Raw genomic sequence first — 20,643 nt, forward strand, 5'->3', positions numbered from 1 at the left:
ACTTATTACTATAACGGATCTATTTTCCGGGACTTTAGTTTCCCGCTTCATCGTTTTTCATTATGACCGTAAACAGGTTCTTAATTTATCTGATGAGCGAGATTTTCCCTTGCGGCGTGGCCTGTCGCCGATGTTATAGTCGAAAAGCGCCCGTTTTTTGCGCATTGCAAACACAACAACACTCATCAACATAATAAGAGACGCTTATATCTATGGATCAGACCCCCTCTCTTGCAACATTCCTCGACACTGTTCATCAACGCGATCCGCACCAGCCGGAGTTCTCCCAGGCCGTTCGCGAAGTGATGAGCACCCTCTGGCCCTTTCTCGAGGCCAACCCGCGCTACCGTCAGCTTTCGCTGCTTGAACGTCTGGTTGAGCCGGAGCGCGTGATTCAGTTCCGCGTCGCCTGGGTAGACGATCGTAACCAGGTGCAGGTTAATCGCGCGTGGCGCGTGCAGTTCAGCTCCGCCATCGGCCCCTATAAAGGCGGCATGCGCTTTCACCCCTCGGTGAACTTATCGATCCTCAAGTTCCTCGGCTTCGAACAGACCTTCAAAAATGCCCTCACCACGCTCCCGATGGGCGGGGGTAAAGGCGGCAGCGATTTCAATCCTAAAGGCAAAAGCGACGGTGAAGTGATGCGCTTCTGCCAGGCGCTGATCACCGAGCTGTATCGCCACCTTGGCGCAGACACCGATGTGCCTGCGGGCGATATCGGCGTAGGCGGGCGTGAAGTGGGCTTTATGGCCGGGATGATGAAAAAGCTCTCCAACAACACCGCCTGCGTCTTTACCGGAAAAGGCCTCTCGTTTGGCGGCAGCCTGATCCGTCCGGAAGCGACCGGCTACGGCCTGGTCTACTTCACCCAGGCGATGCTGGAGCGCCACGGCCTTGGCTTTGAAGGGATGCGCGTGGCGGTTTCCGGCTCCGGTAACGTTGCCCAGTACGCGATTGAGAAAGCGATGTCGCTCGGCGCGCGCGTGATCACCGCCTCTGACTCTGCGGGAACGGTGGTTGACGAAGCGGGCTTTACGGCGGAAAAACTGGCGCGCCTGTGCGAGATCAAGGCGAGCCGCGACGGCCGGGTTGCCGATTATGCGCGGGAGTTTGGCCTCAGCTATCTGGAAGGGAAACAGCCGTGGTCAGTGCCGGTCGATATCGCCCTGCCCTGCGCCACGCAGAATGAGCTGGACGTTGAGGCCGCGCAGACGCTTATCGCCAACGGCGTCAAAGCGGTAGCCGAAGGGGCAAATATGCCGACCACCATCGAAGCCACGGATCTCTTCCTCGACGCGGGCGTGCTGTTCGCCCCGGGCAAAGCGGCGAATGCTGGCGGTGTCGCGACATCGGGTCTGGAGATGGCGCAGAATGCAGGACGCATCAGCTGGAAAGCCGACGAGGTGGATGCCCGTTTGCAGCACATCATGCTGGATATTCATCAGGCCTGCGTGGAGTACGGCGGTGAAGAGAAGCAGACGCATTACGTGCGCGGCGCGAATATCGCGGGCTTTGTTAAAGTCGCCGACGCGATGATCGCCCAGGGCGTGATTTAACCGCCGCGCATTGCCGGATGGCGGCGTAAACGCCTTATCCGGCCTACCGGTTAGCACGCTGTTGTAGGCCCGATAAGCGCAGCGCCATCGGGCAGGTTTTCGGATCCGATGCAGAGTGCCGGATGGCGGCATAAACGCCTTATCCGGCCTACGGGTTAGCATGCTGTTGTGGGCCCGATAAGCGCAGCGCCATCGGGCAGGTTTTCGGATCCGGTGCAGAGTGCCGGATGGCGGCGTAAACGCCTTATCCGGCCTACGGGTTAGCATGCTGTTGTAGGCCCGATAAGCGCAGCGCCATCAGGCAGGTTTTCGGATCCGATGCAGAGTGCCGGATGGCGGCGTAAACGCCTTATCCGTCCGACGGGTTAGCACGCTTTTGTAGGCCCGATAAGCGCAGCGCCATCGGGCATTGCTGACGGAATTACGAGGCAGGCGCTTCCGCCGCGGGCGGGCGTTTCTTACTCTTTCCTTTGGCGAAGGATTTTTTCTTATCGCCGCCGGGTGCCACCAGGCCGCGGAACTGCCGCACCGGGGTGCTGCGCGCCTGGTGGATCAACTCATGCAGCGTGCCGACCAGCGGCTGCATAAAGTCCTGGTAGCGACACTCTTTTTCGCTGATCTGCGTCAGCACCGACTCCCAGTGCGCGGTCATATCAGGTCGCGCCGCCATCTCCGGCAGCGAGTGGATCAATGCCCGTCCTGCGTCGGAAGAGTGAATATAGCGCCCTTTCTTCACCAGAAAGCCACGCTTAAACAGCAGTTCGATAATGCCCGCGCGCGTCGCTTCGGTGCCTAATCCATCGGTGGCGCGCAGGATCTTTTTCAGATCTTTATCCTGCACAAAGCGCGCAATACCCGTCATCGCGGAGAGCAGCGTCGCATCGGTGAAGTGGCGCGGCGGCTGCGTCTGGCGCGCCACCACTTCGCCCTTCTCACACAACAGCTCATCGCCTTTTGCTACCACCGGCAGCGGCGTGCCGTCATCATCTTCATCGCGCTCTTTCGCACCGAGCAGCGTACGCCAGCCCGCTTCCGCCAGGAAACGCGCTTTGGCGATAAACTTGCCGTTGGCGATATCCAAATCGATCTGGCACTTGCGGAACACCGCATCTGGGCAGAACTGCATCAGATATTGCCGCGCAATCAGGTTGTAGACTTTGGCTTCGTTATCGCTAAGGCTCACCTTCGAGCTGCGCGCGGTCGGAATGATCGCATGGTGAGCATCCACCTTTTTGTCATCCCAGCAGCGGTTGCGCGTATCGGGGTTAACCACCGGTTGCGGCAGCAGATCTGCGGCATGCACGCCAATCGCATTCAGCACCGCATGGCGACCGGCGAAGTGCTCCTCCGGCAGATAGCGGCTGTCGGAGCGCGGATAGGTAATTAATTTGTGGGTTTCATACAGCTTCTGGCAGATATCGAGCACGTTCTGCGCGCTCAGGCCAAAACGCTTCGCCGCCTCAATCTGCAGTGAGGAGAGGGAGAACGGCAGCGGTGCCAGTTCTGATTCCCGTTTATCGTTATAGGCGGTGACCATCGCCGGTTGACCGCTGATGCGGTTAACCACATGCTCCGCGAGCGCGCGATGGAGCAGGCGCCCCTCTTCATCCTGGTAAGGCTCACAGGCATCGCTCGGCTGCCAGAGGGCGGTAAACCGCTCCCCGGCGGGCGTCACAATGTGCGCTTTCACTTCAAAAAAATCTTTCGAGACGAAGTTCTCAATCTCTTCATCGCGCCGCACCACCAGCCCCAGCACCGGGGTCTGGACGCGCCCAACGGAGAGCACCCCCTGATACCCGGCGTTGCGGCCTAAAAGCGTATAGGCGCGGGTCATATTAATGCCGTAAAGCCAGTCTGCGCGGGCGCGGGCCAGCGCCGAGACGCAGAGCGGAATAAACTCGCTATTGGCACGCAGCCGCCCAATCGCTCTCTCCACCGCCTGCGGGTTGAGATCGTTAATCAGGCAGCGTTGCACATGCTGGCGCTTTTCCGCGGGCAGTTGCAGGTAGTCAATCACTTCATCCACCAGCAGTTGCCCTTCGCGATCCGGGTCACCGGCATGCACCACTTCGTCGGCGTCGGCAAGCAGACGCTTAATAACGTTGATCTGCTTGAGCACCGACGGGCGCGGCTGCAGCTGCCACTTCTCCGGCACAATGGGCAAATCCGCCAGGTTCCAGCGCGCATAGCGGCTGTCATAGACATCCGGCTGCGCCTGCTCCAGCAGGTGACCAATACACCAGGTCACCACCTGGCCATTACCGCACTCAATATAGCCGTCGCCTTTGCGATGCGGCTTGGGCAACACATCGGCAATGGCGCGCGCCAGACTGGGCTTTTCGGCAATAAATAACCGCATCGACTTATCGGATCTCAATCATCGGGCGACCGCCGCGGGCGGTGACCAGCTCGCCAATGGCGCTCAGTTCAATACCATACTCCGCCGCCGTGGCTTTCACCTGCGCTTCGGCCTCCGGCGTCACCGCCAGCAGCAGGCCGCCGGAGGTTTGCGGATCACACAGCAGATTGCGCACGGCATCCGGCATTTCGCCCATCAGATGGCCGTAGCTGGCAAAGTTACGCTGAGTACCGCCTGGCACCGCGCCCTGAGTAATGTACTCCTCTACGCCCGGCAGCTTCGGCACGTCGGCGTAGGTAAGTTGCGCCTGCACGCCCGCGCCCTGGCACATCTCGCTCAGGTGGCCCAGCAGACCAAAGCCGGTGACGTCGGTCATCGCTTTCACACCCTCAATATCGGCAAAGGCCGCACCGGCGAGGTTCATCCGGCACATCACCTCCGTCGCCAGCCCGACATGCTCCGGCTTAAGCAGGGATTTCTTCTCAGCGGTGGTCAACACGCCAATACCCAGCGGTTTGGTGAGGAAGAGTTTGCAGCCCGCCTGCGCGGTGCTGTTCTTCTTCACGCGCTCGGTCGGCACCACGCCGGTGACGGCGAGGCCAAAAATCGGTTCCGGGGCATCAATCGAGTGGCCACCGGCCAGCGCAATCCCCGCCTGCTGGCAGGCAAAGCGCCCGCCTTCGATCACTTCACGGGCAACCTCCGGCGGCAGCTTATCAAGCGGCCAGCCGAGGATAGCGATCGCCATGATCGGTTTGCCGCCCATCGCGAAGACGTCGCTGATGGCGTTGGTCGCAGCGATGCGGCCAAAGTCGAAGGGGTTATCGACAATCGGCATAAAAAAGTCAGTGGTGCTGATAATGCAGGTGCCATTACCAAGGTCATAAACCGCGGCGTCGTCACGCGTCTCGTTACCAACCAGAAGGCTTGGATCGATGAACTTCGCCTGCTCGCTGTGCAGGATGGTATCCAGCACTTTGGGGGAAATTTTACATCCGCAACCGGCTCCGTGGCTGTATTGCGTTAAACGAATAGCTTGCTCGCTCATGGACATCTCCTGTCATTGCAATCGCGCTATGGTAGCGCCCAAACCGTAAGGTAGTAAGTGTGACAATCCGATTTCGCGCCCCGTTGCTCATTAAGCGAGCGAAAGAGTGATAATCGCTGGTTATCTTTTAAGCGTTCACACCGCAGCAGAACGGTGCAGGAGCGGTTTTGCGATTCACCGCAATGTTATTTCGCGCAGATTATGACAGAAATATGACAACAGCCACCTATGGCTGTTGCAGTCAAAAATCTAAGGAATCTCTAATGAAAAAAAGCCTTATCACCCTTTGCCTTGCGGGTTTACTTTCTGCCAACGCCTTTGCTCTTGTACCAACGGGAAATGATGCCACCACCAAACCGGATCTCTACTACCTGAAAAACGACCAGGCGATTGATAGCCTGGCGCTGCTGCCGCCACCGCCGGAAGTGGGCAGCATCGCTTTTCTCAACGATCAGGCGATGTATGAGCAGGGTCGTTTACTGCGCAATACCGAGCGCGGCAAGCTTGCCGCTGAAGACGCCAACCTGAGCAGCGGCGGCGTGGCCAATGCCTTCTCCGGCGCGTTCGGTTCACCGATTACCGAAAAAGATGCGCCGCAGCTGCACAAGCTGCTGACCAATATGATTGAAGATGCGGGCGATCTGGCAACGCGCGGCGCTAAACAGAAGTACATGCGCATTCGTCCTTTCGCCTTCTACAACGTGCCAACCTGCAATACCAAAGATCAGGATGAGCTGTCGAAGAATGGATCCTACCCGTCAGGCCATACGGCGATTGGCTGGGCTACGGCGCTGGTGCTGGCGGAAGTGAACCCGCAGCGACAGAATGAGATCCTCAAGCGCGGCTTCGACCTGGGCCAAAGCCGGGTGATTTGTGGTTACCACTGGCAGAGCGACGTTGACGCCGCGCGCGTTGTCGGCTCGGCGGTTGTCGCCACTCTGCACACCAATCCGGCGTTCCAGCAGCAGCTGCAAAAAGCCAAAGCGGAGTTCGCTGCGAGTCATAAGTAACCCTGCTGCCGGATGAGGGCAGCGTTTAATCCGGCCTGCAAACCTGCGTGGTGGCCCAGGCCGGATTAGCGTTTATCGCCATCCGGCAAAAGTGGCACTCAGAAGTGGGTAACGAACGGCGTATGATCCGGCACGGTCACCGTGGTAGAGGCTTTCAGCTGCGGGGTACCGAGGTAGAGGAAGCCGACAACTTGATCCAGCTCACCACAGTTAAACGCCTGGCGAACCTCGGGGCTGTTTGTCAGCGGGCCGGTACGCCAGATGCCGTTAAAGCCCTGCGCCAGCGCCGCCATCTGCATCGCCATCACCGCACACCCGGCAGAGAGCAACTGCTCCCACTGCGGCACTTTGTGGTGCTGCTGGCACTTTGCCACCACGGTGATAATCATCGGCGCACGAAACGGCGAGGTGCGCGCTTTCTCAATGCCTTTTTCATCCTGGCCCGCGGCACGCGCCGCCTGCTCCATTGTCTGGCTGAAGCGCTCGCGCCCTTCCCCCTCAATCACAAAGAAGTGCCACGGTTGCAGTGTGCCGTGGTCTGGCGCCCGCATCCCGGCACGCAGAATGTTATCCAGCTGTTCGCCTGCCGGAGCCGGTTCTGCCAGGCGAGAAGCACTGCGTCGGTTGACGAGAAGTTCAAGTGCGTCCATTAGTTAACCTCTTGTTGTGAAATTTGTTCATAAAATTAACATGGGCGTAGAAATTGTTACAGCGCCGGAGGCGATTCCTGCTGACAAGAGGCAGCGGGATAATTAGGATAACCACACTTTGCCGCTCGGGCAGCGGTGGCCGTTAACTCGCAGGGAGAATACATGCAAACCCTTTGGCGCATTATTGCCGGATTTTTTAAGTGGTGCTGGCGACTGCTGAACTTTACCCGCAACCTGGTGATGAACATTGTCTTCATCCTGCTGATACTGGTCGCAGTCGGCGTATGGGTGCAGATGAGTGACAGCAAAGCGGAGCACAGCGGGCGCGGTGCGCTGCTGCTGGATATCTCCGGCGTGGTGGTCGATAAAACCTCCGCCAGCGGTCGCCTCGGCGCACTGGGTCGCCAGCTGTTCGGCGCCAGTTCCGATCGTCTGCAGGAGAACTCACTCTTCGATATCGTCGAAACCATCCGTCAGGCACAGCAGGATCGCAACATTACCGGCATTGTGCTCGATCTGAAGAATTTCGCCGGTGCCGATCAGCCCTCGATGCAGTACATCGGTAAAGCGCTGCGCGAATTCCGCGACAGCGGCAAACCGGTCTATGCGGTGGGCGATAACTACAGCCAGGGTCAGTACTACCTTGCAAGCTTTGCCAATAAGATCTGGCTCTCGCCGCAGGGCGTGGTCGATCTGCATGGTTTCGCTACCAACGGCCTTTACTACAAAGCGCTGCTCGACAAACTGAAAGTGACGACCCACGTCTTCCGCGTCGGCACCTACAAATCCGCCGTTGAGCCGTTCATTCGCGATGATATGTCCCCTGCCGCGCGCGAAGCGGACAGCCGCTGGATCGGCGAGCTGTGGCAAAACTACCTCAACACCGTGGCAGCTAACCGCCAGATCACCGCCCAGCAGGTCTTCCCTGGCGCGCAAGCGATGCTCGACGGTCTGCGTAAAGTGGACGGCGATACGGCGAAATATGCGCTTGATAACAAGCTGGTTGATGAGCTGGGCTCTGCCGCTGACGCAGAAAAAGCGATGGTGAAACAGTTTGGCTGGAGCAAAGAAGATAAAAACTTCCGCGCCATCAGCTTCTATGACTATCAAACCAAAACGCCAGCCGACGTGGGCGGCACCGTGGCGGTGATCTTTGCTAACGGCGCCATCATGGATGGCGAAGAGACCCCGGGGAATGTGGGCGGTGATACTACCGCAGCGCAGATCCGCGATGCGCGTCTGGATGACAAGGTCAAAGCGATTGTCCTGCGTGTCAACAGCCCGGGCGGCAGCGTCAGCGCCTCCGAGGTGATCCGCGCTGAACTGGCCGCTGCCCGTGCGGCAGGCAAACCGGTTGTCGTTTCGATGGGCGGCATGGCAGCCTCCGGTGGGTACTGGATCTCGACGCCAGCCAACTACATTGTTGCCAACCCAAGCACACTGACCGGCTCCATCGGCATCTTTGGCGTGATCAATACGCTGGAGAACAGCCTCGACAGCATCGGTGTGCATACGGATGGCGTTGCCACTTCACCGCTGGCGGATGTGAGCATGACCAAAGCGCTGCCTGATGAAGTTCAGCAGATGATGCAGTTGAGCATCGAGAACGGCTATAAGCGCTTTATCACGCTGGTGGCGAAGTCGCGCAACAGCACGCCGGAGCAGGTGGATAAAATCGCGCAGGGCCATGTCTGGACAGGTCAGGATGCGAAAAACAACGGTCTGGTCGATGCGCTGGGCGACTTCGATGACGCGATTGCTAAAGCCGCAGAGCTGGCGAAGCTGAAACAGTGGCATGTTGATTACTACGAAGAGGAACCAGGCTTACTGGACCGCGTGGTGGACAGCATGACCGGCTCGGTGCGCGCAATGCTGCCGCAGGCGCTGCAGGCTTACCTGCCGGCACCGCTGGCCAGCGCAGCGCAGGAAGTGAAAGCCGAAACGGATAAACTGGCGGTGTTTAACGATCCGCAGAACCGTTATGCGCTGTGCCTGAACTGCGCCACCGTTCGCTAATTTTCTTACGCATCCCCTCCGCCGGAGGGGATTTTTTTGATTCAGTCAGAACCTACTTACCATGCAAAAAAAATCCATTTACGTAGCCTACACGGGCGGCACCATCGGCATGCAGCGTTCAGAGCATGGCTATGTGCCGGTTTCCGGTCATCTGCAGCGCCAGCTGGCGCTGATGCCAGAGTTCCATCGTCCGGAGATGCCCGACTTCACCATCCATGAATATGCCCCGCTGATGGACTCCTCCGATATGACGCCAGAGGACTGGCAGCATATTGCGGATGATGTGAAAGCGCACTACGAAGAGTATGACGGTTTCGTGATCCTGCACGGCACCGACACCATGGCTTACACCGCCTCCGCGCTGTCGTTTATGCTGGAAAATCTCGGCAAGCCGGTGATTGTGACAGGGTCACAAATTCCGCTAGCGGAGCTGCGCTCCGACGGGCAGATCAACCTGCTTAACGCGCTTTATGTGGCGGCGAACTTCCCGATTAACGAAGTGACCCTCTTTTTCAACAACCGTCTCTATCGCGGCAACCGCACCACTAAAGCCCACGCTGACGGTTTTGACGCTTTTGCCTCGCCGAACCTCTCGCCGCTGCTGGAAGCGGGTATCCATATTCGCCGTCTCGGCACGCCGCCTGCGCCGAGCACCGTGGGCGAACTGATCGTTCATCCGATCACTCCGCAACCGATTGGCGTGGTGACTATCTACCCGGGTATTTCTGCCGATGTGGTGCGTAACTTCCTGCTGCAGCCGGTAAAAGCGCTGATCCTGCGTTCATATGGCGTAGGCAATGCGCCGCAAAACCGCGAGTTCCTTAAAGCATTGCAGGAAGCGAGCGAGCGCGGCATCGTGGTTGTGAACCTGACCCAGTGCATGTCCGGCAAGGTCAATATGGGCGGTTACGCTACCGGTAACGCCCTCGCCCATGCGGGCGTGATTGGCGGCGCGGATATGACGGTCGAGGCGACGCTGACTAAACTGCACTATCTGCTAAGTCAGGATCTGGACGCGAATGCGATCCGCACCGCGATGACGCAAAACCTGCGCGGTGAACTGACGCCGGACGAGTAAGGAGTTAACGATGAAAGCACGCGCTCTGCTGCTGGTCGATCTGCAAAACGATTTTTGTGCCGGTGGCGCGCTGGCCGTTGCGGGCGGCGACAGCACCGTGGATGTGGCAAACACGCTGATCCCGTGGTTTAAAAGCCGCGGCGAACCGGTGCTGACCAGCATGGACTGGCATCCGGCCAGGCACGGCAGTTTCGCCAGCCAGCACGGCGTTGAGCCGTTTGTTACCGGCGAGCTGGAGGGGTTGGCGCAGACCTTCTGGCCCGATCACTGCGTGCAAGGGAGCGAGGGCGCGGCGCTGCATCCGCTGCTCGATCAGCAGGCCATCGATGCGGTGTTCCACAAAGGGGAAAACCCGCGTATCGACAGTTACAGCGCCTTTTTCGATAACGGCCACCGTCAGCAGACGGCGCTTCACGACTGGTTGCAGGCGCATGGCATTCGAGAGCTGGTGGTGATGGGGTTAGCCACCGATTATTGCGTAAAGTTTACGGTGCAGGATGCGCTACAGCTTGGGTATGAAGTGAGTGTGATTACCGATGGTTGTCGCGGTGTAAACCTGCATGCCGACGACAGCACGCAGGCGTTTATGGCAATGGCAAGCGGCGGCGCAACGCTCTATACGCTGGCGGACTGGCTGGAAACGCAGGGGTAAGCGTTGCTGATTCCGGCGCACTGCCTGATGGCGGCTGCGCCTTATCAGACCTACAAAAGCATGCCCCCGTAGGCCGGATAAGGCGTTTATGCCGCCATCCGGCAATCCGCGCCGGGTCCGAAAACCTGCCTGATGGCGCTGCGCTTATCAGGCGTACAAAAGCGTGCCACCCCGTAGGCCGGATAAGGCGTTTACGCCGCCATGCGGCACTCTGCACCGAGTCCAAAAACCTGCCTGATGGTGCTGCGCTTATCAGTCCTGCAAAAGCATGCCCCCGTAGGCCGGATAAGGCGTTTATGCCGCCATCCGGCAGATCGTCAGGATTTGAAGGTGGCGATCGGTTTGGGGGTGATGCCAAACACCTCTTTCAACTGCTGTTTGCTCTTCATCACCATCTGCCCGTTGGTATCGATGGTCATATGCTGCGCCTGCACGTTATTGCGTGCCTGCCACAACATCACCAGTTGCAGACTGTTCTCTTTCTGCTCCGGCGTCAGCGCCACGCCGTCGGGCCATTTTCCCAGCTCAACTGCCGTTGCCAGACGCTGGTAGATCTCCGGCGTCATATTGCTCACGATCTCATCAATATTCATCTTACTCTGCTCTCTGGAATAATAGCTGAATCGATTTTTCAACCGCGAGTCTGGTCGCCATTCTCTTCATCGGTAAAGCTCAATGAGGCAGAGTTGACGCAATAACGCTCGCCGGTTGGCTGCGGGCCGTCCGGGAAAACGTGCCCCAGGTGCGCATCGCACTTGCCGCAGCGAATTTCAACGCGCTGCATGCCGTGGGAGTAATCATTAATATAACGAATTGCCTCTTCGCTCACCGGCTCATAAAAACTCGGCCAGCCGCAGCCAGAATCATACTTGGTCTCGGCGCTGAAGAGCGCGGCATCGCACACCAGGCAGTGGTAGACGCCATCGCGCTTATTGTGCAGCAGGCGTCCGCTAAAGGGCGGCTCGGTGCCGTGATTTTGCGTTACGTAGAACTGCATTTCGGTCAGATCGTTTTTCAGATCGTCCTGGGAGGAATTGTTCGCCATTTGTTTACATCTCGCGGTCATGATTCGACAACTTATCACCCTGATTCTAACAAAACATTAACACTCAGGGCTCGACTTTTGTTCTAAACTTAGCAGTTGCGATAAAGCAGCCAGGGAATTGTGATGAGCCTCACACTTTTATCTTTAGTGACCTTTAAAATCTTGGGCGGCACCCCATATGGGGAAGATGCTCAAAGGGAAAGTGAGATTAATCAGTCTGACCACGGACATGCGGATGATTGATTTGTCGCAATGATTGACACGATTCCGCTTGACGCTGCGTAAGGTTTTTGTAATTTTACAGCCAACCTTTTATTCACTAACAAATAGCTGGTGGAATATATGACTATCAAAGTAGGTATCAACGGTTTTGGCCGTATCGGTCGCATTGTTTTCCGTGCTGCTCAAGAGCGTTCTGACATCGAAATCGTTGGTATCAACGATCTGTTAGATGCGGATTACATGGCGTACATGCTGAAGTACGACTCCACTCACGGTCGTTTCAACGGCACCGTTGAAGTGAAAGACGGTCACCTGGTTGTTAACGGCAAAACCATCCGTGTTACTGCTGAGAAAGACCCGGCTAACCTGAAGTGGAACGAAATCGGCGTTGACGTTGTTGCTGAAGCTACCGGTATCTTCCTGACCGACGAAACTGCTCGTAAGCACATCACTGCCGGCGCGAAAAAAGTTGTTCTGACCGGTCCGTCCAAAGACAACACTCCGATGTTCGTGCGTGGCGCTAACTTCGAGAAATATGCAGGCCAGGACATCGTTTCCAACGCTTCCTGCACCACTAACTGCCTGGCTCCGCTGGCGAAAGTTATCAACGACAACTTCGGCATCATCGAAGGTCTGATGACCACCGTTCACGCGACCACCGCAACTCAGAAAACCGTTGATGGCCCGTCTCACAAAGACTGGCGCGGCGGCCGCGGCGCAGCTCAGAACATCATCCCGTCCTCTACCGGTGCTGCTAAAGCAGTAGGTAAAGTTCTGCCGGAACTGAACGGCAAACTGACCGGTATGGCGTTCCGCGTTCCGACTCCGAACGTATCCGTTGTTGACCTGACCGTTCGTCTGGAAAAAGCAGCGTCCTACGAAGAGATCAAGAAAGCCATCAAAGCCGCTTCTGAAGGCGAAATGAAAGGCGTTCTGGGTTACACCGAAGACGACGTTGTTTCTACCGATTTCAACGGCGAAATCTGCACTTCCGTGTTCGATGCTAAAGCTGGTATCGCACTGAACGACAACTTCGTGAAACTGGTCTCCTGGTACGACAACGAAACCGGCTACTCTAACAAAGTTCTGGATCTGATCGCTCACATCTCCAAATAAGTTGAGATGGTAAGCTTTCTGAAAGGGCGACTTCGGTCGCTCTTTTTTTGTTTTGAAGACAGAGGATTGCGTTAATGATTACTAAAATTTTTGCACTTCCGGTAGTCGAACAAATCACGCCGACGCTCTCGCGCCGCACGATGGATGACCTCGACGTGCTGGTTGTCGACCATCCGCAGGTGAAAGCCGCATTTGCTTACCAGGGCGCGCATCTGCTGTGCTGGAAACCGCAGGGTGAAGAAGAGGTACTGTGGCTGAGCGGCAATACGCCGTTTAAAGAGGGTGTGGCGATCCGCGGCGGCGTGCCGATTTGCTGGCCGTGGTTCGGCCCGGCGAAAGAGCAGGGTATGCCGGCACACGGTTTTGCCCGTAACCTGCCGTGGGCACTGCAGGCGCATAACGAAGATGAGAGCAGCGTGGTGCTGACCTTCGAACTGCAAAGCTGCGACGCGTCGCGCCAGCACTGGCCGCACGACTTCACTCTCTATGCCCGCTTCAAGCTGGCGGCAACCTGCGAAATGGAGCTGGAAGCGCACGGTGAGTTTGAAACCACCTCTGCGCTGCACACCTACTTTAACGTTGGCGATATCGCAGATGTTAAAGTAAGCGGCCTCGGCGATCGCTTTATCGATAAAGTGAACGACGCCAAAGAGGATGTGCTGACCGACGGCGTGCAGACCTTCCCGGATCGCGTTGACCGCGTCTACCTTAACGCCGAGGGTTGTAGCCTGATCCACGACGCGAAGCTGAACCGCGCGATTGAAGTGACTCATCACCACAATGCCAACGTTGTTGCCTGGAACCCGGGCCCGGCGCTCTCCGTCAGCATGGCGGACATGCCGGATGATGGCTATAAAACCTTTGTCTGCGTCGAGTCGGTCAATGCGACCGTGGCGCAGAAAGCGAGCGAAGAGAAACCCTCCCGCCTTGCGCAGACCATCCGCGTCGTTAAACGCTGATCGTCCTGCCTCCCCTCTCCCGCCGGGAGAGGGAATTGCCTGCCTTACACCACATCAAGCGGGGTTTTCCCCTTCGGCGCCGGAAACGCCGCGTCGAGCTGTCGCATTTCATCATCATTGAGCACGATAGCGAGCGCTGCGGCATTCTCTTCCACATGCTTAATGCTTGATGCTTTCGGAATCGCCATCACACCCTGATGATGGATTACCCACGCCAGTAAGATTTGCGCCGCGCTGGCGCGATGTGCTTCGGCAATCTGTTGCACCACGCGGTTTTCCATCAGCCCGTCGCGCAGCCGCCCGGCCTGGGCCAGCGGGCAGTAGGCCATTACCGGCATCGCCTGCTGCTGACACCACGGCAGCAGATCGTACTCAATGCCGCGCGAAGCCAGGTGATAGAGCACCTGATTGGTGGCACAGGCATCGCCGCCGCTCACCTGCATCAGCTCCTGCATATCGCCGTAATCGAGATTGGAGACGCCCCAGCGGCGGATTTTCCCCTGCTGGATAAGCGTCTCCATCACCTCAACCGTTTCCGCCAGCGAATAGTTCCCGCGCCAGTGCAGCAGATAGAGATCGAGCGCGTCGGTTTTCAGCCGTCGCAGGCTCGCTTCGCAGGCGGCAATCGCCTTCTCACCACCCGCGTTCCACGGGTAGACTTTCGAGACCAGAAACACTTTGTCGCGCAGGCCACCCTGCAATGCCTCGCCGACCACCTCTTCTGCCGCGCCATCGGCATACATCTCTGCGGTGTCGATAAGCGTCAGGCCAAGATCGATGCCCGCGCGTAGTGCAGCAACCTCCTGCTGCCGGGAACGGGCGTTTTCACCCATATACCACGTGCCCTGCCCGATGGCGGGCAGTAGCGTGCCGCCGAGACGTACCGTTTTTTCTGCCATCTTCTCCTCCTGGGTTGAACGCACCACCATAAAACAAAACAGGGCCATAGGCCCTGTTGGAATGCACAACATGCACTGTAGACGTGCACAATCAGAAGCGGTAGGTCACACCCGTTGAGAGCAGACCAGACCAGGATTTATCCACCATCGGGCTGTCTTTGATCTCATCAGAGAGGTGCGAGTAGCGGCCAGTGCCGTAAACGCTCCAGTTGTCCGCGAAACGGTAGCTGACGGTCAGCTCGAGGTACGGATCCCAGCTGCTGTCCGGATCGTAGCTCGACAGCCCGCTGCGGCGCGATTCTGAACGCGATACGCCGTAGTAGTATTCGTTCTGGTTATCGCTGCTCCACTCGACGCCGATACCCGGCGTTACGGTCAGACCGCCGTTGGTGTAGTTGTAAAGCCAGGCCAGATCCCACACCACGCCGTTGCTGTTATCCAGCACGTCACCGGCAAGGGTGGTGCGCAGGAAACCATACTGCGTATTATGGATATAGCTTAAACCGGCCATTGCCGTTGATTTGCGGCGATCCAGCTGGCGCAGCTGGATGTTGTCGCTATCTTTCGGCTTGAACTGCCAGGGTGAATAGAATGCCATCACCGACAGTTTGTCCGCTTCGTCATTCCATAAGTAGTAGCCGCCGCCGATGCCGCGGAACCAGAAGTCATCGCTCTCATAGGTTACAACCGGAAGCGGCGTGACGCGCGTGTCGTACTCCTTATAAGGAGACTCCATCACGCCCACACCCGCGCCGAGAGAAAAATTGCTTTCTGCATTGGCCGCGCAGGCAGAGATCGCCGTCACTACGCCCAGTGCCAGGAGTTTGAATTTGGTCACAGTCCTTTCTTTCCTGTTCGTCAAATAATTGGCGGATGAAGTGTAGTCGCCCCGCGCACCCCGCCCAACTCTTTTTGTCTGAAGATTACAAAAAATTAACTTTCTACTCTGAAGCCGGGTTATGACGTTCCCATTACAGCGTTATGAAACAACGATGAAAGCGCTGGCTGCGGCTTATGACAAAAACAGGATTTTTAGGATGAGTTATTGATATGCCATTGAAATTGGTTTTGGGGCGCATGCAAGATTTGCAAAGCCTTCTACGCTTAAATTAAGAAGATGATTTACCTGATCCGCGCTCAGTTGTTGGCATGCAACCTGGCACAAGGGTTGCTCGGTGACTAAATGCGTCGTTCAGCTAACGCTTCCGGGAGCCTCCATTACTCATACGAACGGCTCTTAACCTGTGCTAAAAAACGAAAGGACGGCATGCCATGAATATATTCGATCACTATCGCCAGCGCTATGAAGCTGCCAAGGACGAAGAGTTCACACTGCAGGAGTTTCTTGCCATCTGTAAGCAAGATCGCAGTGCCTATGCTAACGCGGCAGAACGGCTATTGATGGCCATTGGTGAGCCCGTGATGGTTGACACCGCTCAGGAGCCACGGCTTTCCCGTCTTTTTTCGAACCGGGTTATCGGACGCTACCCGGCGTTTGAAGAGTTCTATGGTATGGAAGAAGCTATCGAGCAGATTGTCTCTTACCTCAAGCACGCCGCGCAGGGGCTTGAAGAGAAGAAACAGATCCTCTATCTGCTCGGCCCGGTCGGCGGCGGTAAATCTTCGCTGGCTGAACGCCTGAAATCCTTAATGCAGCGCGTGCCGATCTACGTGCTGAGCGCCAACGGCGAACGCAGCCCGGTCAACGACCATCCGCTCTGCCTGTTTAACCCGCAGGAAGACGCGCAGATCCTCGAAAAAGAGTACAGCGTGCCGCGCCGCTATCTCGGCACCATTATGTCGCCGTGGGCGGCAAAACGGCTGCATGAGTTTGGCGGCGATATCAGTAAATTCCGCGTCGTTAAAGTGTGGCCGTCGATTCTGGAGCAGATCGCCATCGCCAAAACCGAACCGGGCGATGAGAACAATCAGGATATCTCCGCGCTGGTGGGTAAAGTCGATATCCGCAAACTGGAAAACCACGCGCAAAACGACCCGGACGCCTACGGTTACTCCGGCGCGCTCTGCCGCGCCAACCAGGGGGTAATGGAGTTCGTCGAGATGTTTAAAGCGCCAATCAAGGTGCTGCACCCGCTGTTGACCGCCACCCAGGAGGGGAACTACAACGGCACAGAGGGGATCTCCGCCCTGCCGTTTAACGGCATTATTCTCGCCCACTCCAACGAATCGGAATGGGTGCAGTTCCGTAACAACAAAAACAACGAGGCGTTCCTCGACCGTGTCTACATCGTCAAGGTGCCTTACTGCCTGCGCATCTCGGAAGAGATGAAGATTTACGAAAAACTGCTTAATCACTCTGAGCTTTCCCACGCGCCGTGCGCGCCGGGGACGCTGGAGACACTGGCGCGCTTCTCTATCCTGTCGCGTCTGAAAGAGCCGGAAAACTCCAGCATCTACTCCAAAATGCGGGTTTACGACGGCGAGAGTTTGAAAGATACCGATCCGAAAGCGAAATCCTACCAGGAGTATCGTGATTACGCCGGTGTCGATGAAGGGATGAACGGCCTTTCAACGCGTTTTGCCTTTAAGATCCTCTCGCGGGTATTCAACTTCGACCATGTGGAAGTGGCGGCCAACCCGGTGCACCTCTTCTATGTGCTGGAGCAGCAGATTGAGCGCGAACAGTTCCCGCAGGAGCAGGCCGAGCGCTATCTCGAGTTCCTCAAAGGCTACCTGATCCCGAAATACGCCGAATTCATCGGGAAAGAGATCCAGACCGCCTATCTCGAATCCTACTCGGAGTATGGGCAGAACATTTTCGACCGTTATGTCACCTACGCCGATTTCTGGATTCAGGATCAGGAGTACCGCGATCCCGACACCGGCCAGCTGTTTGACCGTGAGTCCCTTAACGCGGAACTCGAGAAGATTGAGAAACCGGCCGGGATCAGCAACCCGAAAGATTTCCGTAATGAGATCGTCAACTTCGTGCTGCGCGCCCGCGCGAATAATAGCGGACGCAACCCGAACTGGACCAGTTACGAAAAACTGCGCACGGTTATCGAGAAGAAAATGTTCTCTAATACCGAGGAGCTGCTGCCGGTCATCTCCTTTAACGCCAAAACCTCGACCGACGAGCAGAAAAAACATGATGACTTTGTCGACCGCATGATGGAGAAAGGCTATACCCGCAAGCAGGTACGCCTGCTGTGCGAATGGTATCTGCGGGTTCGTAAATCCTCATAACAGCACCACCCCGGCCGCGCCCCGTGCGCGGTCTGTTGCAAAGTTGGCATACGCAGCGGGAGGGAACTATGACCTGGTTCATTGACCGGCGTCTGAACGGCAAAAACAAGAGCGCGGTGAACCGCCAGCGCTTCTTACGCCGTTACAAAGCGCAAATAAAGCAGTCCATTTCCGGGGCGATCAATAAACGATCGGTCACGGATGTCGAGAGCGGCGAGTCTGTCTCAATCCCGACGGAAGATATTAGCGAACCGATGTTCCACCAGGGACGCGGCGGTTTACGCCATCGCGTTCACCCGGGGAACGACCATTTTGTGCCCAACGATCGCATCGAACGTCCGCAGGGCGGCGGCGGTGGCGGAGGCAGCGGCCAGGGCGACGCCAGCCAGGATGGTGAAGGCCAGGATGAGTTTGTTTTCCAGATCTCGAAAGATGAGTATCTCGATCTGCTGTTTGAAGATCTTGCCCTGCCAAACCTGCAAAAAAACCAGCAGCGGCAGATGAACGAGTACAAAACGCACCGCGCCGGGTATACCGCCAACGGTGTACCGGCAAACATCAGCGTTGTGCGATCCCTGCAAAACTCTCTCGCCCGCCGTACCGCGATGACGGCCGGCAAGCGCCGCGAATTGCGCGAGCTGGAGAGCAATCTGGAGACCGTCGCCAAAAGCGAACCGGCGCAACTGCTGGAGGAGGAGCGTCTGCGCAAAGAGATTGCCGAGCTACGGGCAAAAATCGAGCGCGTACCCTTTATCGACACCTTCGACTTACGCTACAAGAACTACGAAAAACGCCCGGAGCCCTCCAGCCAGGCGGTGATGTTCTGCCTGATGGACGTTTCAGGCTCGATGGATCAGGCCACCAAAGATATGGCCAAGCGCTTCTATATCCTGCTCTACCTCTTCCTGAGCCGGACCTATAAAAACGTTGAAGTGGTCTATATCCGCCATCACACGCAGGCAAAAGAGGTGGATGAACATGAGTTCTTCTACTCGCAGGAGACGGGCGGCACCATTGTCTCCAGCGCCCTGAAACTGATGGATGAAGTGGTGAAGGAGCGCTACGACCCGGGGCAGTGGAATATCTACGCTGCGCAGGCCTCCGATGGTGATAACTGGGCGGATGACTCACCGCTGTGTCACGAAATTCTGGCGAAGAAAATCCTGCCGGTGGTGCGTTACTACAGCTATATCGAGATCACACGTCGGGCGCACCAGACGCTGTGGCGCGAATATGAACATCTGCAAACAATGTTTGATAATTTCGCTATCCAGCATATTCGCGACCAGGATGATATCTACCCGGTATTCCGCGAGCTGTTTCATAAGCAAAATGCAAATTAAGATATAACTCGCATACAAATCAGCCAGTTAAATTGCTTCCACTGGCTGGTTTCCTCATGTTTAAGCACCAAAAAATACCTAACAATATTAAAAGCTTACTTGTTGATGTGTGGGGGGGGTGGAATTAAATCGGGGATTTTAAACTATTGTGCATAAAATGCAGGAGTAACACTGGCATGGCTGATCAAACGGGGGTAGGTCATCGTATCGGATTAGGAAATAGCGATGTGATTTTACGTTGTGAGAAACGGTCAAAGATATTGGGTGTTAAAGAATGACGGAAATGGACGATGGCTTTTTAGAAAATGATCTGGACTGGTTTTTATCCAGCCCGGATGGGTACCTGGCGCATTTTGCAACAGCAGGCCAGGGGCCGGTTCCTGAAAGGATCAAAGCCTCTGTCGAGGACTATAATTTTATCTTTGATTATGTTTACTCGCTGGTCCCCATGTCGGAGGTCTATGTTATAGAAGCCAATCTGCCTGCATTTTCAAATGAGCAGCAACGTGTTTGCTATCTACATTCATTTGTTGATATGTCAAGAAAAGGCGTGTTCAGTTACGATTATGAACAAGGTGGATATAAATTAATTGCGAAACCAAAAACACCGTTGAAATATGAGTCATTGCCAAATGAAGTGAAAGAGGTGATTTATGTTGCAGATGAAGGAATAGACTTATAGATGTGCTGATGCGACCTGCGCCCATTTTTGACATACAACAGATCCATTTCTGGCACAAAACAGACCGTTCAATCTCTGCCCCCAGTTAAAACAATCATATCCAACCCAGCTGCTGCATGCGGAGCAATGCATTGTATTTAAAAATAGTTCGCAGTGACAAACTCAACATCTATCGTTCCAGCCATTCAACGCAAGTTGCAGATGATGCTCTATAAAGGGAGTCTTGAATGCGCTATAACCCTGTGCATCGTTCTTATATAGCAATTGTGCTGTACGCTTCACCTCAGCGTAAGCCATTGCAATATCAGTGTGTTTTCTCAGGTAATCACGAAAAGCAAGATGCCTTAGTATCTGTCTATCCCCTACTGAAAACGCATGCACTTGATGGCTACGCTGATTACCCTCTTTTATGAAGTACCGACGTCCCGCAATACCGTTTTCACCGCGAGCAACGTATCCGGCGTTGACCATTGCAGGGGTACATTGATCCAATTCATTGATATCTGAAACTTCCACCAGGACATCAATCACGGGCTTTGCTGAGAGGCCAGGCACTGACGTACTGCCAATATGATGAATATCTTTAGCCACCTCACCCAGCAGTCTCTTTATCAGAAAACTTTCAGCATTAAACAGCTCAGGCCATTTTTCATCGTATGGCACCACAACTATTTCCCGCATAAATAACTCCTTCTTTTTCCAGAAGCTTTTAATATAAAAGTTCCTAAAGCATATCCATCGGAATTGCATGAGGCAAACAACTTATGCCCTCGGCCCAGAGAAGGGTCATAGGCGCAATGT

At 56.0% G+C, this 20,643-nt stretch carries 18 protein-coding genes; 10 read left to right on the top strand and 8 right to left on the bottom strand.

From position 1 onward, the window contains the following. Positions 1-212 precede the first annotated feature (212 nt). Positions 213-1,556 carry an NADP-specific glutamate dehydrogenase gene (gene gdhA, locus ABIC80_RS07500; RefSeq protein WP_263752444.1) on the top strand — a complete coding sequence of 448 codons (1,344 nt, stop codon included), beginning with the start codon at positions 213-215 and terminating at the stop codon, positions 1,554-1,556. Between the two features lie 421 nt (positions 1,557-1,977). Here gdhA and ABIC80_RS07505 read toward each other — a convergent pair whose 3' ends face one another. Continuing rightward, a complete protein-coding gene (locus ABIC80_RS07505) occupies positions 1,978-3,915 on the bottom strand; it encodes a DNA topoisomerase III (RefSeq protein ID WP_094420109.1) in 1,938 nt (645 codons plus the stop codon). A 4-nt stretch (positions 3,916-3,919) separates the two neighbouring features. Continuing rightward, positions 3,920-4,963 (bottom strand): selenide, water dikinase SelD, encoded by a 1,044-nt coding sequence (gene selD / locus ABIC80_RS07510; protein ID WP_429176303.1) that lies wholly within the window; start codon positions 4,961-4,963, stop codon positions 3,920-3,922. Positions 4,964-5,226: 263 nt separating this feature from the next. On the opposite strand from selD, the gene phoC reads away from it, so the two are divergent. Continuing rightward, entirely contained in the window at positions 5,227-5,973 is a 747-nt protein-coding gene (gene phoC, locus ABIC80_RS07515) for an acid phosphatase PhoC (RefSeq protein WP_042712399.1), read from the top strand. A 98-nt stretch (positions 5,974-6,071) separates the two neighbouring features. On the opposite strand, the gene ABIC80_RS07520 is transcribed toward phoC, so the two are convergent. Continuing rightward, positions 6,072-6,623: an NAD(P)H nitroreductase gene (locus ABIC80_RS07520; protein WP_042712397.1), complete on the bottom strand. Its 552-nt coding sequence runs from the start codon at positions 6,621-6,623 to the stop codon at positions 6,072-6,074. A 162-nt stretch (positions 6,624-6,785) separates the two neighbouring features. Between ABIC80_RS07520 and sppA the strand changes: the two genes are divergently transcribed. The 3 genes from sppA (at position 6,786) to pncA (ending at position 10,369) form a co-directional block, all read left to right on the top strand. Continuing rightward, positions 6,786-8,639, top strand: coding sequence for a signal peptide peptidase SppA (gene sppA, locus ABIC80_RS07525; protein ID WP_094420113.1), 1,854 nt, complete (start codon positions 6,786-6,788; stop codon positions 8,637-8,639). A 61-nt stretch (positions 8,640-8,700) separates the two neighbouring features. Then, the gene (gene ansA / locus ABIC80_RS07530; RefSeq protein WP_429176307.1) at positions 8,701-9,717 is read left to right on the top strand and encodes an asparaginase; all 1,017 of its coding nucleotides are present in this window, start codon (positions 8,701-8,703) and stop codon (positions 9,715-9,717) included. 10 nt (positions 9,718-9,727) lie between these two features. Then, entirely contained in the window at positions 9,728-10,369 is a 642-nt protein-coding gene (gene pncA, locus ABIC80_RS07535; protein ID WP_346439343.1) for a bifunctional nicotinamidase/pyrazinamidase, read from the top strand. Positions 10,370-10,686: 317 nt separating this feature from the next. Here the strand turns inward: pncA and ABIC80_RS07540 are convergent, their stop codons facing one another. Both ABIC80_RS07540 and msrB read right to left on the bottom strand, forming a co-directional pair. Beyond that, positions 10,687-10,962, bottom strand: a complete 276-nt coding sequence (locus tag ABIC80_RS07540; RefSeq protein WP_429176309.1) for a YeaC family protein — start codon at positions 10,960-10,962, stop codon at positions 10,687-10,689. A 38-nt stretch (positions 10,963-11,000) separates the two neighbouring features. Beyond that, complete coding sequence (msrB, locus tag ABIC80_RS07545) at positions 11,001-11,414, bottom strand: peptide-methionine (R)-S-oxide reductase MsrB (protein WP_054802950.1); 414 nt, start codon at positions 11,412-11,414, stop codon at positions 11,001-11,003. 342 nt (positions 11,415-11,756) lie between these two features. Between msrB and gapA the strand changes: the two genes are divergently transcribed. Both gapA and ABIC80_RS07555 read left to right on the top strand, forming a co-directional pair. Then, positions 11,757-12,752 (top strand): glyceraldehyde-3-phosphate dehydrogenase, encoded by a 996-nt coding sequence (gene gapA / locus ABIC80_RS07550; protein ID WP_042714614.1) that lies wholly within the window; start codon positions 11,757-11,759, stop codon positions 12,750-12,752. Positions 12,753-12,826: 74 nt separating this feature from the next. After that, positions 12,827-13,711, top strand: coding sequence for a D-hexose-6-phosphate mutarotase (locus ABIC80_RS07555; RefSeq protein ID WP_429176312.1), 885 nt, complete (start codon positions 12,827-12,829; stop codon positions 13,709-13,711). A gap of 44 nt (positions 13,712-13,755) precedes the next feature. Here the strand turns inward: ABIC80_RS07555 and ABIC80_RS07560 are convergent, their stop codons facing one another. Together ABIC80_RS07560 and ABIC80_RS07565 are read right to left on the bottom strand one after the other, a co-directional pair. Continuing rightward, positions 13,756-14,610 carry an aldo/keto reductase gene (locus ABIC80_RS07560; protein WP_263752455.1) on the bottom strand — a complete coding sequence of 285 codons (855 nt, stop codon included), beginning with the start codon at positions 14,608-14,610 and terminating at the stop codon, positions 13,756-13,758. A 91-nt stretch (positions 14,611-14,701) separates the two neighbouring features. After that, positions 14,702-15,448 (bottom strand): MipA/OmpV family protein, encoded by a 747-nt coding sequence (locus tag ABIC80_RS07565; protein WP_023481831.1) that lies wholly within the window; start codon positions 15,446-15,448, stop codon positions 14,702-14,704. 434 nt (positions 15,449-15,882) lie between these two features. On the opposite strand from ABIC80_RS07565, the gene yeaG reads away from it, so the two are divergent. From yeaG to ABIC80_RS07580, 3 genes are all read left to right on the top strand, one after another. Further along, positions 15,883-17,817 (top strand): protein kinase YeaG, encoded by a 1,935-nt coding sequence (gene yeaG, locus ABIC80_RS07570; protein WP_042714617.1) that lies wholly within the window; start codon positions 15,883-15,885, stop codon positions 17,815-17,817. 68 nt (positions 17,818-17,885) lie between these two features. Beyond that, positions 17,886-19,160 carry a YeaH/YhbH family protein gene (locus tag ABIC80_RS07575; protein WP_124968526.1) on the top strand — a complete coding sequence of 425 codons (1,275 nt, stop codon included), beginning with the start codon at positions 17,886-17,888 and terminating at the stop codon, positions 19,158-19,160. A gap of 274 nt (positions 19,161-19,434) precedes the next feature. Beyond that, positions 19,435-19,842: a hypothetical protein gene (locus ABIC80_RS07580; protein WP_429176315.1), complete on the top strand. Its 408-nt coding sequence runs from the start codon at positions 19,435-19,437 to the stop codon at positions 19,840-19,842. 162 nt (positions 19,843-20,004) lie between these two features. Here the strand turns inward: ABIC80_RS07580 and ABIC80_RS07585 are convergent, their stop codons facing one another. Continuing rightward, positions 20,005-20,523 carry a GrpB family protein gene (locus tag ABIC80_RS07585; RefSeq protein ID WP_413311182.1) on the bottom strand — a complete coding sequence of 173 codons (519 nt, stop codon included), beginning with the start codon at positions 20,521-20,523 and terminating at the stop codon, positions 20,005-20,007. Positions 20,524-20,643 lie beyond the last annotated feature (120 nt).

It is taken from the genome of Kosakonia sp. 1610 (assembly GCF_050435845.1).
GTDB classification, from domain to species: Bacteria; Pseudomonadota; Gammaproteobacteria; order Enterobacterales; family Enterobacteriaceae; genus Kosakonia; species Kosakonia cowanii.

Excerpts from the sequence above, each read along its gene's own strand:
- ABIC80_RS07540 (WP_429176309.1), bottom strand. The coding sequence starts at position 10,962 with ATGAATATTGATGAGATCGTGAGCAATATGACGCCGGAGATCTACCAG.
- phoC (WP_042712399.1), top strand. The coding sequence starts at position 5,227 with ATGAAAAAAAGCCTTATCACCCTTTGCCTTGCGGGTTTACTTTCTGCC.
- ABIC80_RS07520 (WP_042712397.1), bottom strand. The coding sequence starts at position 6,623 with ATGGACGCACTTGAACTTCTCGTCAACCGACGCAGTGCTTCTCGCCTG.
- yeaG (WP_042714617.1), top strand. The coding sequence starts at position 15,883 with ATGAATATATTCGATCACTATCGCCAGCGCTATGAAGCTGCCAAGGAC.
- ABIC80_RS07555 (WP_429176312.1), top strand. The coding sequence starts at position 12,827 with ATGATTACTAAAATTTTTGCACTTCCGGTAGTCGAACAAATCACGCCG.
- ansA (WP_429176307.1), top strand. The coding sequence starts at position 8,701 with ATGCAAAAAAAATCCATTTACGTAGCCTACACGGGCGGCACCATCGGC.
- pncA (WP_346439343.1), top strand. The coding sequence starts at position 9,728 with ATGAAAGCACGCGCTCTGCTGCTGGTCGATCTGCAAAACGATTTTTGT.
- msrB (WP_054802950.1), bottom strand. The coding sequence starts at position 11,414 with ATGGCGAACAATTCCTCCCAGGACGATCTGAAAAACGATCTGACCGAA.
- ABIC80_RS07505 (WP_094420109.1), bottom strand. The coding sequence starts at position 3,915 with ATGCGGTTATTTATTGCCGAAAAGCCCAGTCTGGCGCGCGCCATTGCC.
- sppA (WP_094420113.1), top strand. The coding sequence starts at position 6,786 with ATGCAAACCCTTTGGCGCATTATTGCCGGATTTTTTAAGTGGTGCTGG.
- ABIC80_RS07585 (WP_413311182.1), bottom strand. The coding sequence starts at position 20,523 with ATGCGGGAAATAGTTGTGGTGCCATACGATGAAAAATGGCCTGAGCTG.
- selD (WP_429176303.1), bottom strand. The coding sequence starts at position 4,963 with ATGAGCGAGCAAGCTATTCGTTTAACGCAATACAGCCACGGAGCCGGT.
- ABIC80_RS07560 (WP_263752455.1), bottom strand. The coding sequence starts at position 14,610 with ATGGCAGAAAAAACGGTACGTCTCGGCGGCACGCTACTGCCCGCCATC.
- gapA (WP_042714614.1), top strand. The coding sequence starts at position 11,757 with ATGACTATCAAAGTAGGTATCAACGGTTTTGGCCGTATCGGTCGCATT.
- ABIC80_RS07580 (WP_429176315.1), top strand. The coding sequence starts at position 19,435 with ATGACGGAAATGGACGATGGCTTTTTAGAAAATGATCTGGACTGGTTT.
- ABIC80_RS07575 (WP_124968526.1), top strand. The coding sequence starts at position 17,886 with ATGACCTGGTTCATTGACCGGCGTCTGAACGGCAAAAACAAGAGCGCG.
- gdhA (WP_263752444.1), top strand. The coding sequence starts at position 213 with ATGGATCAGACCCCCTCTCTTGCAACATTCCTCGACACTGTTCATCAA.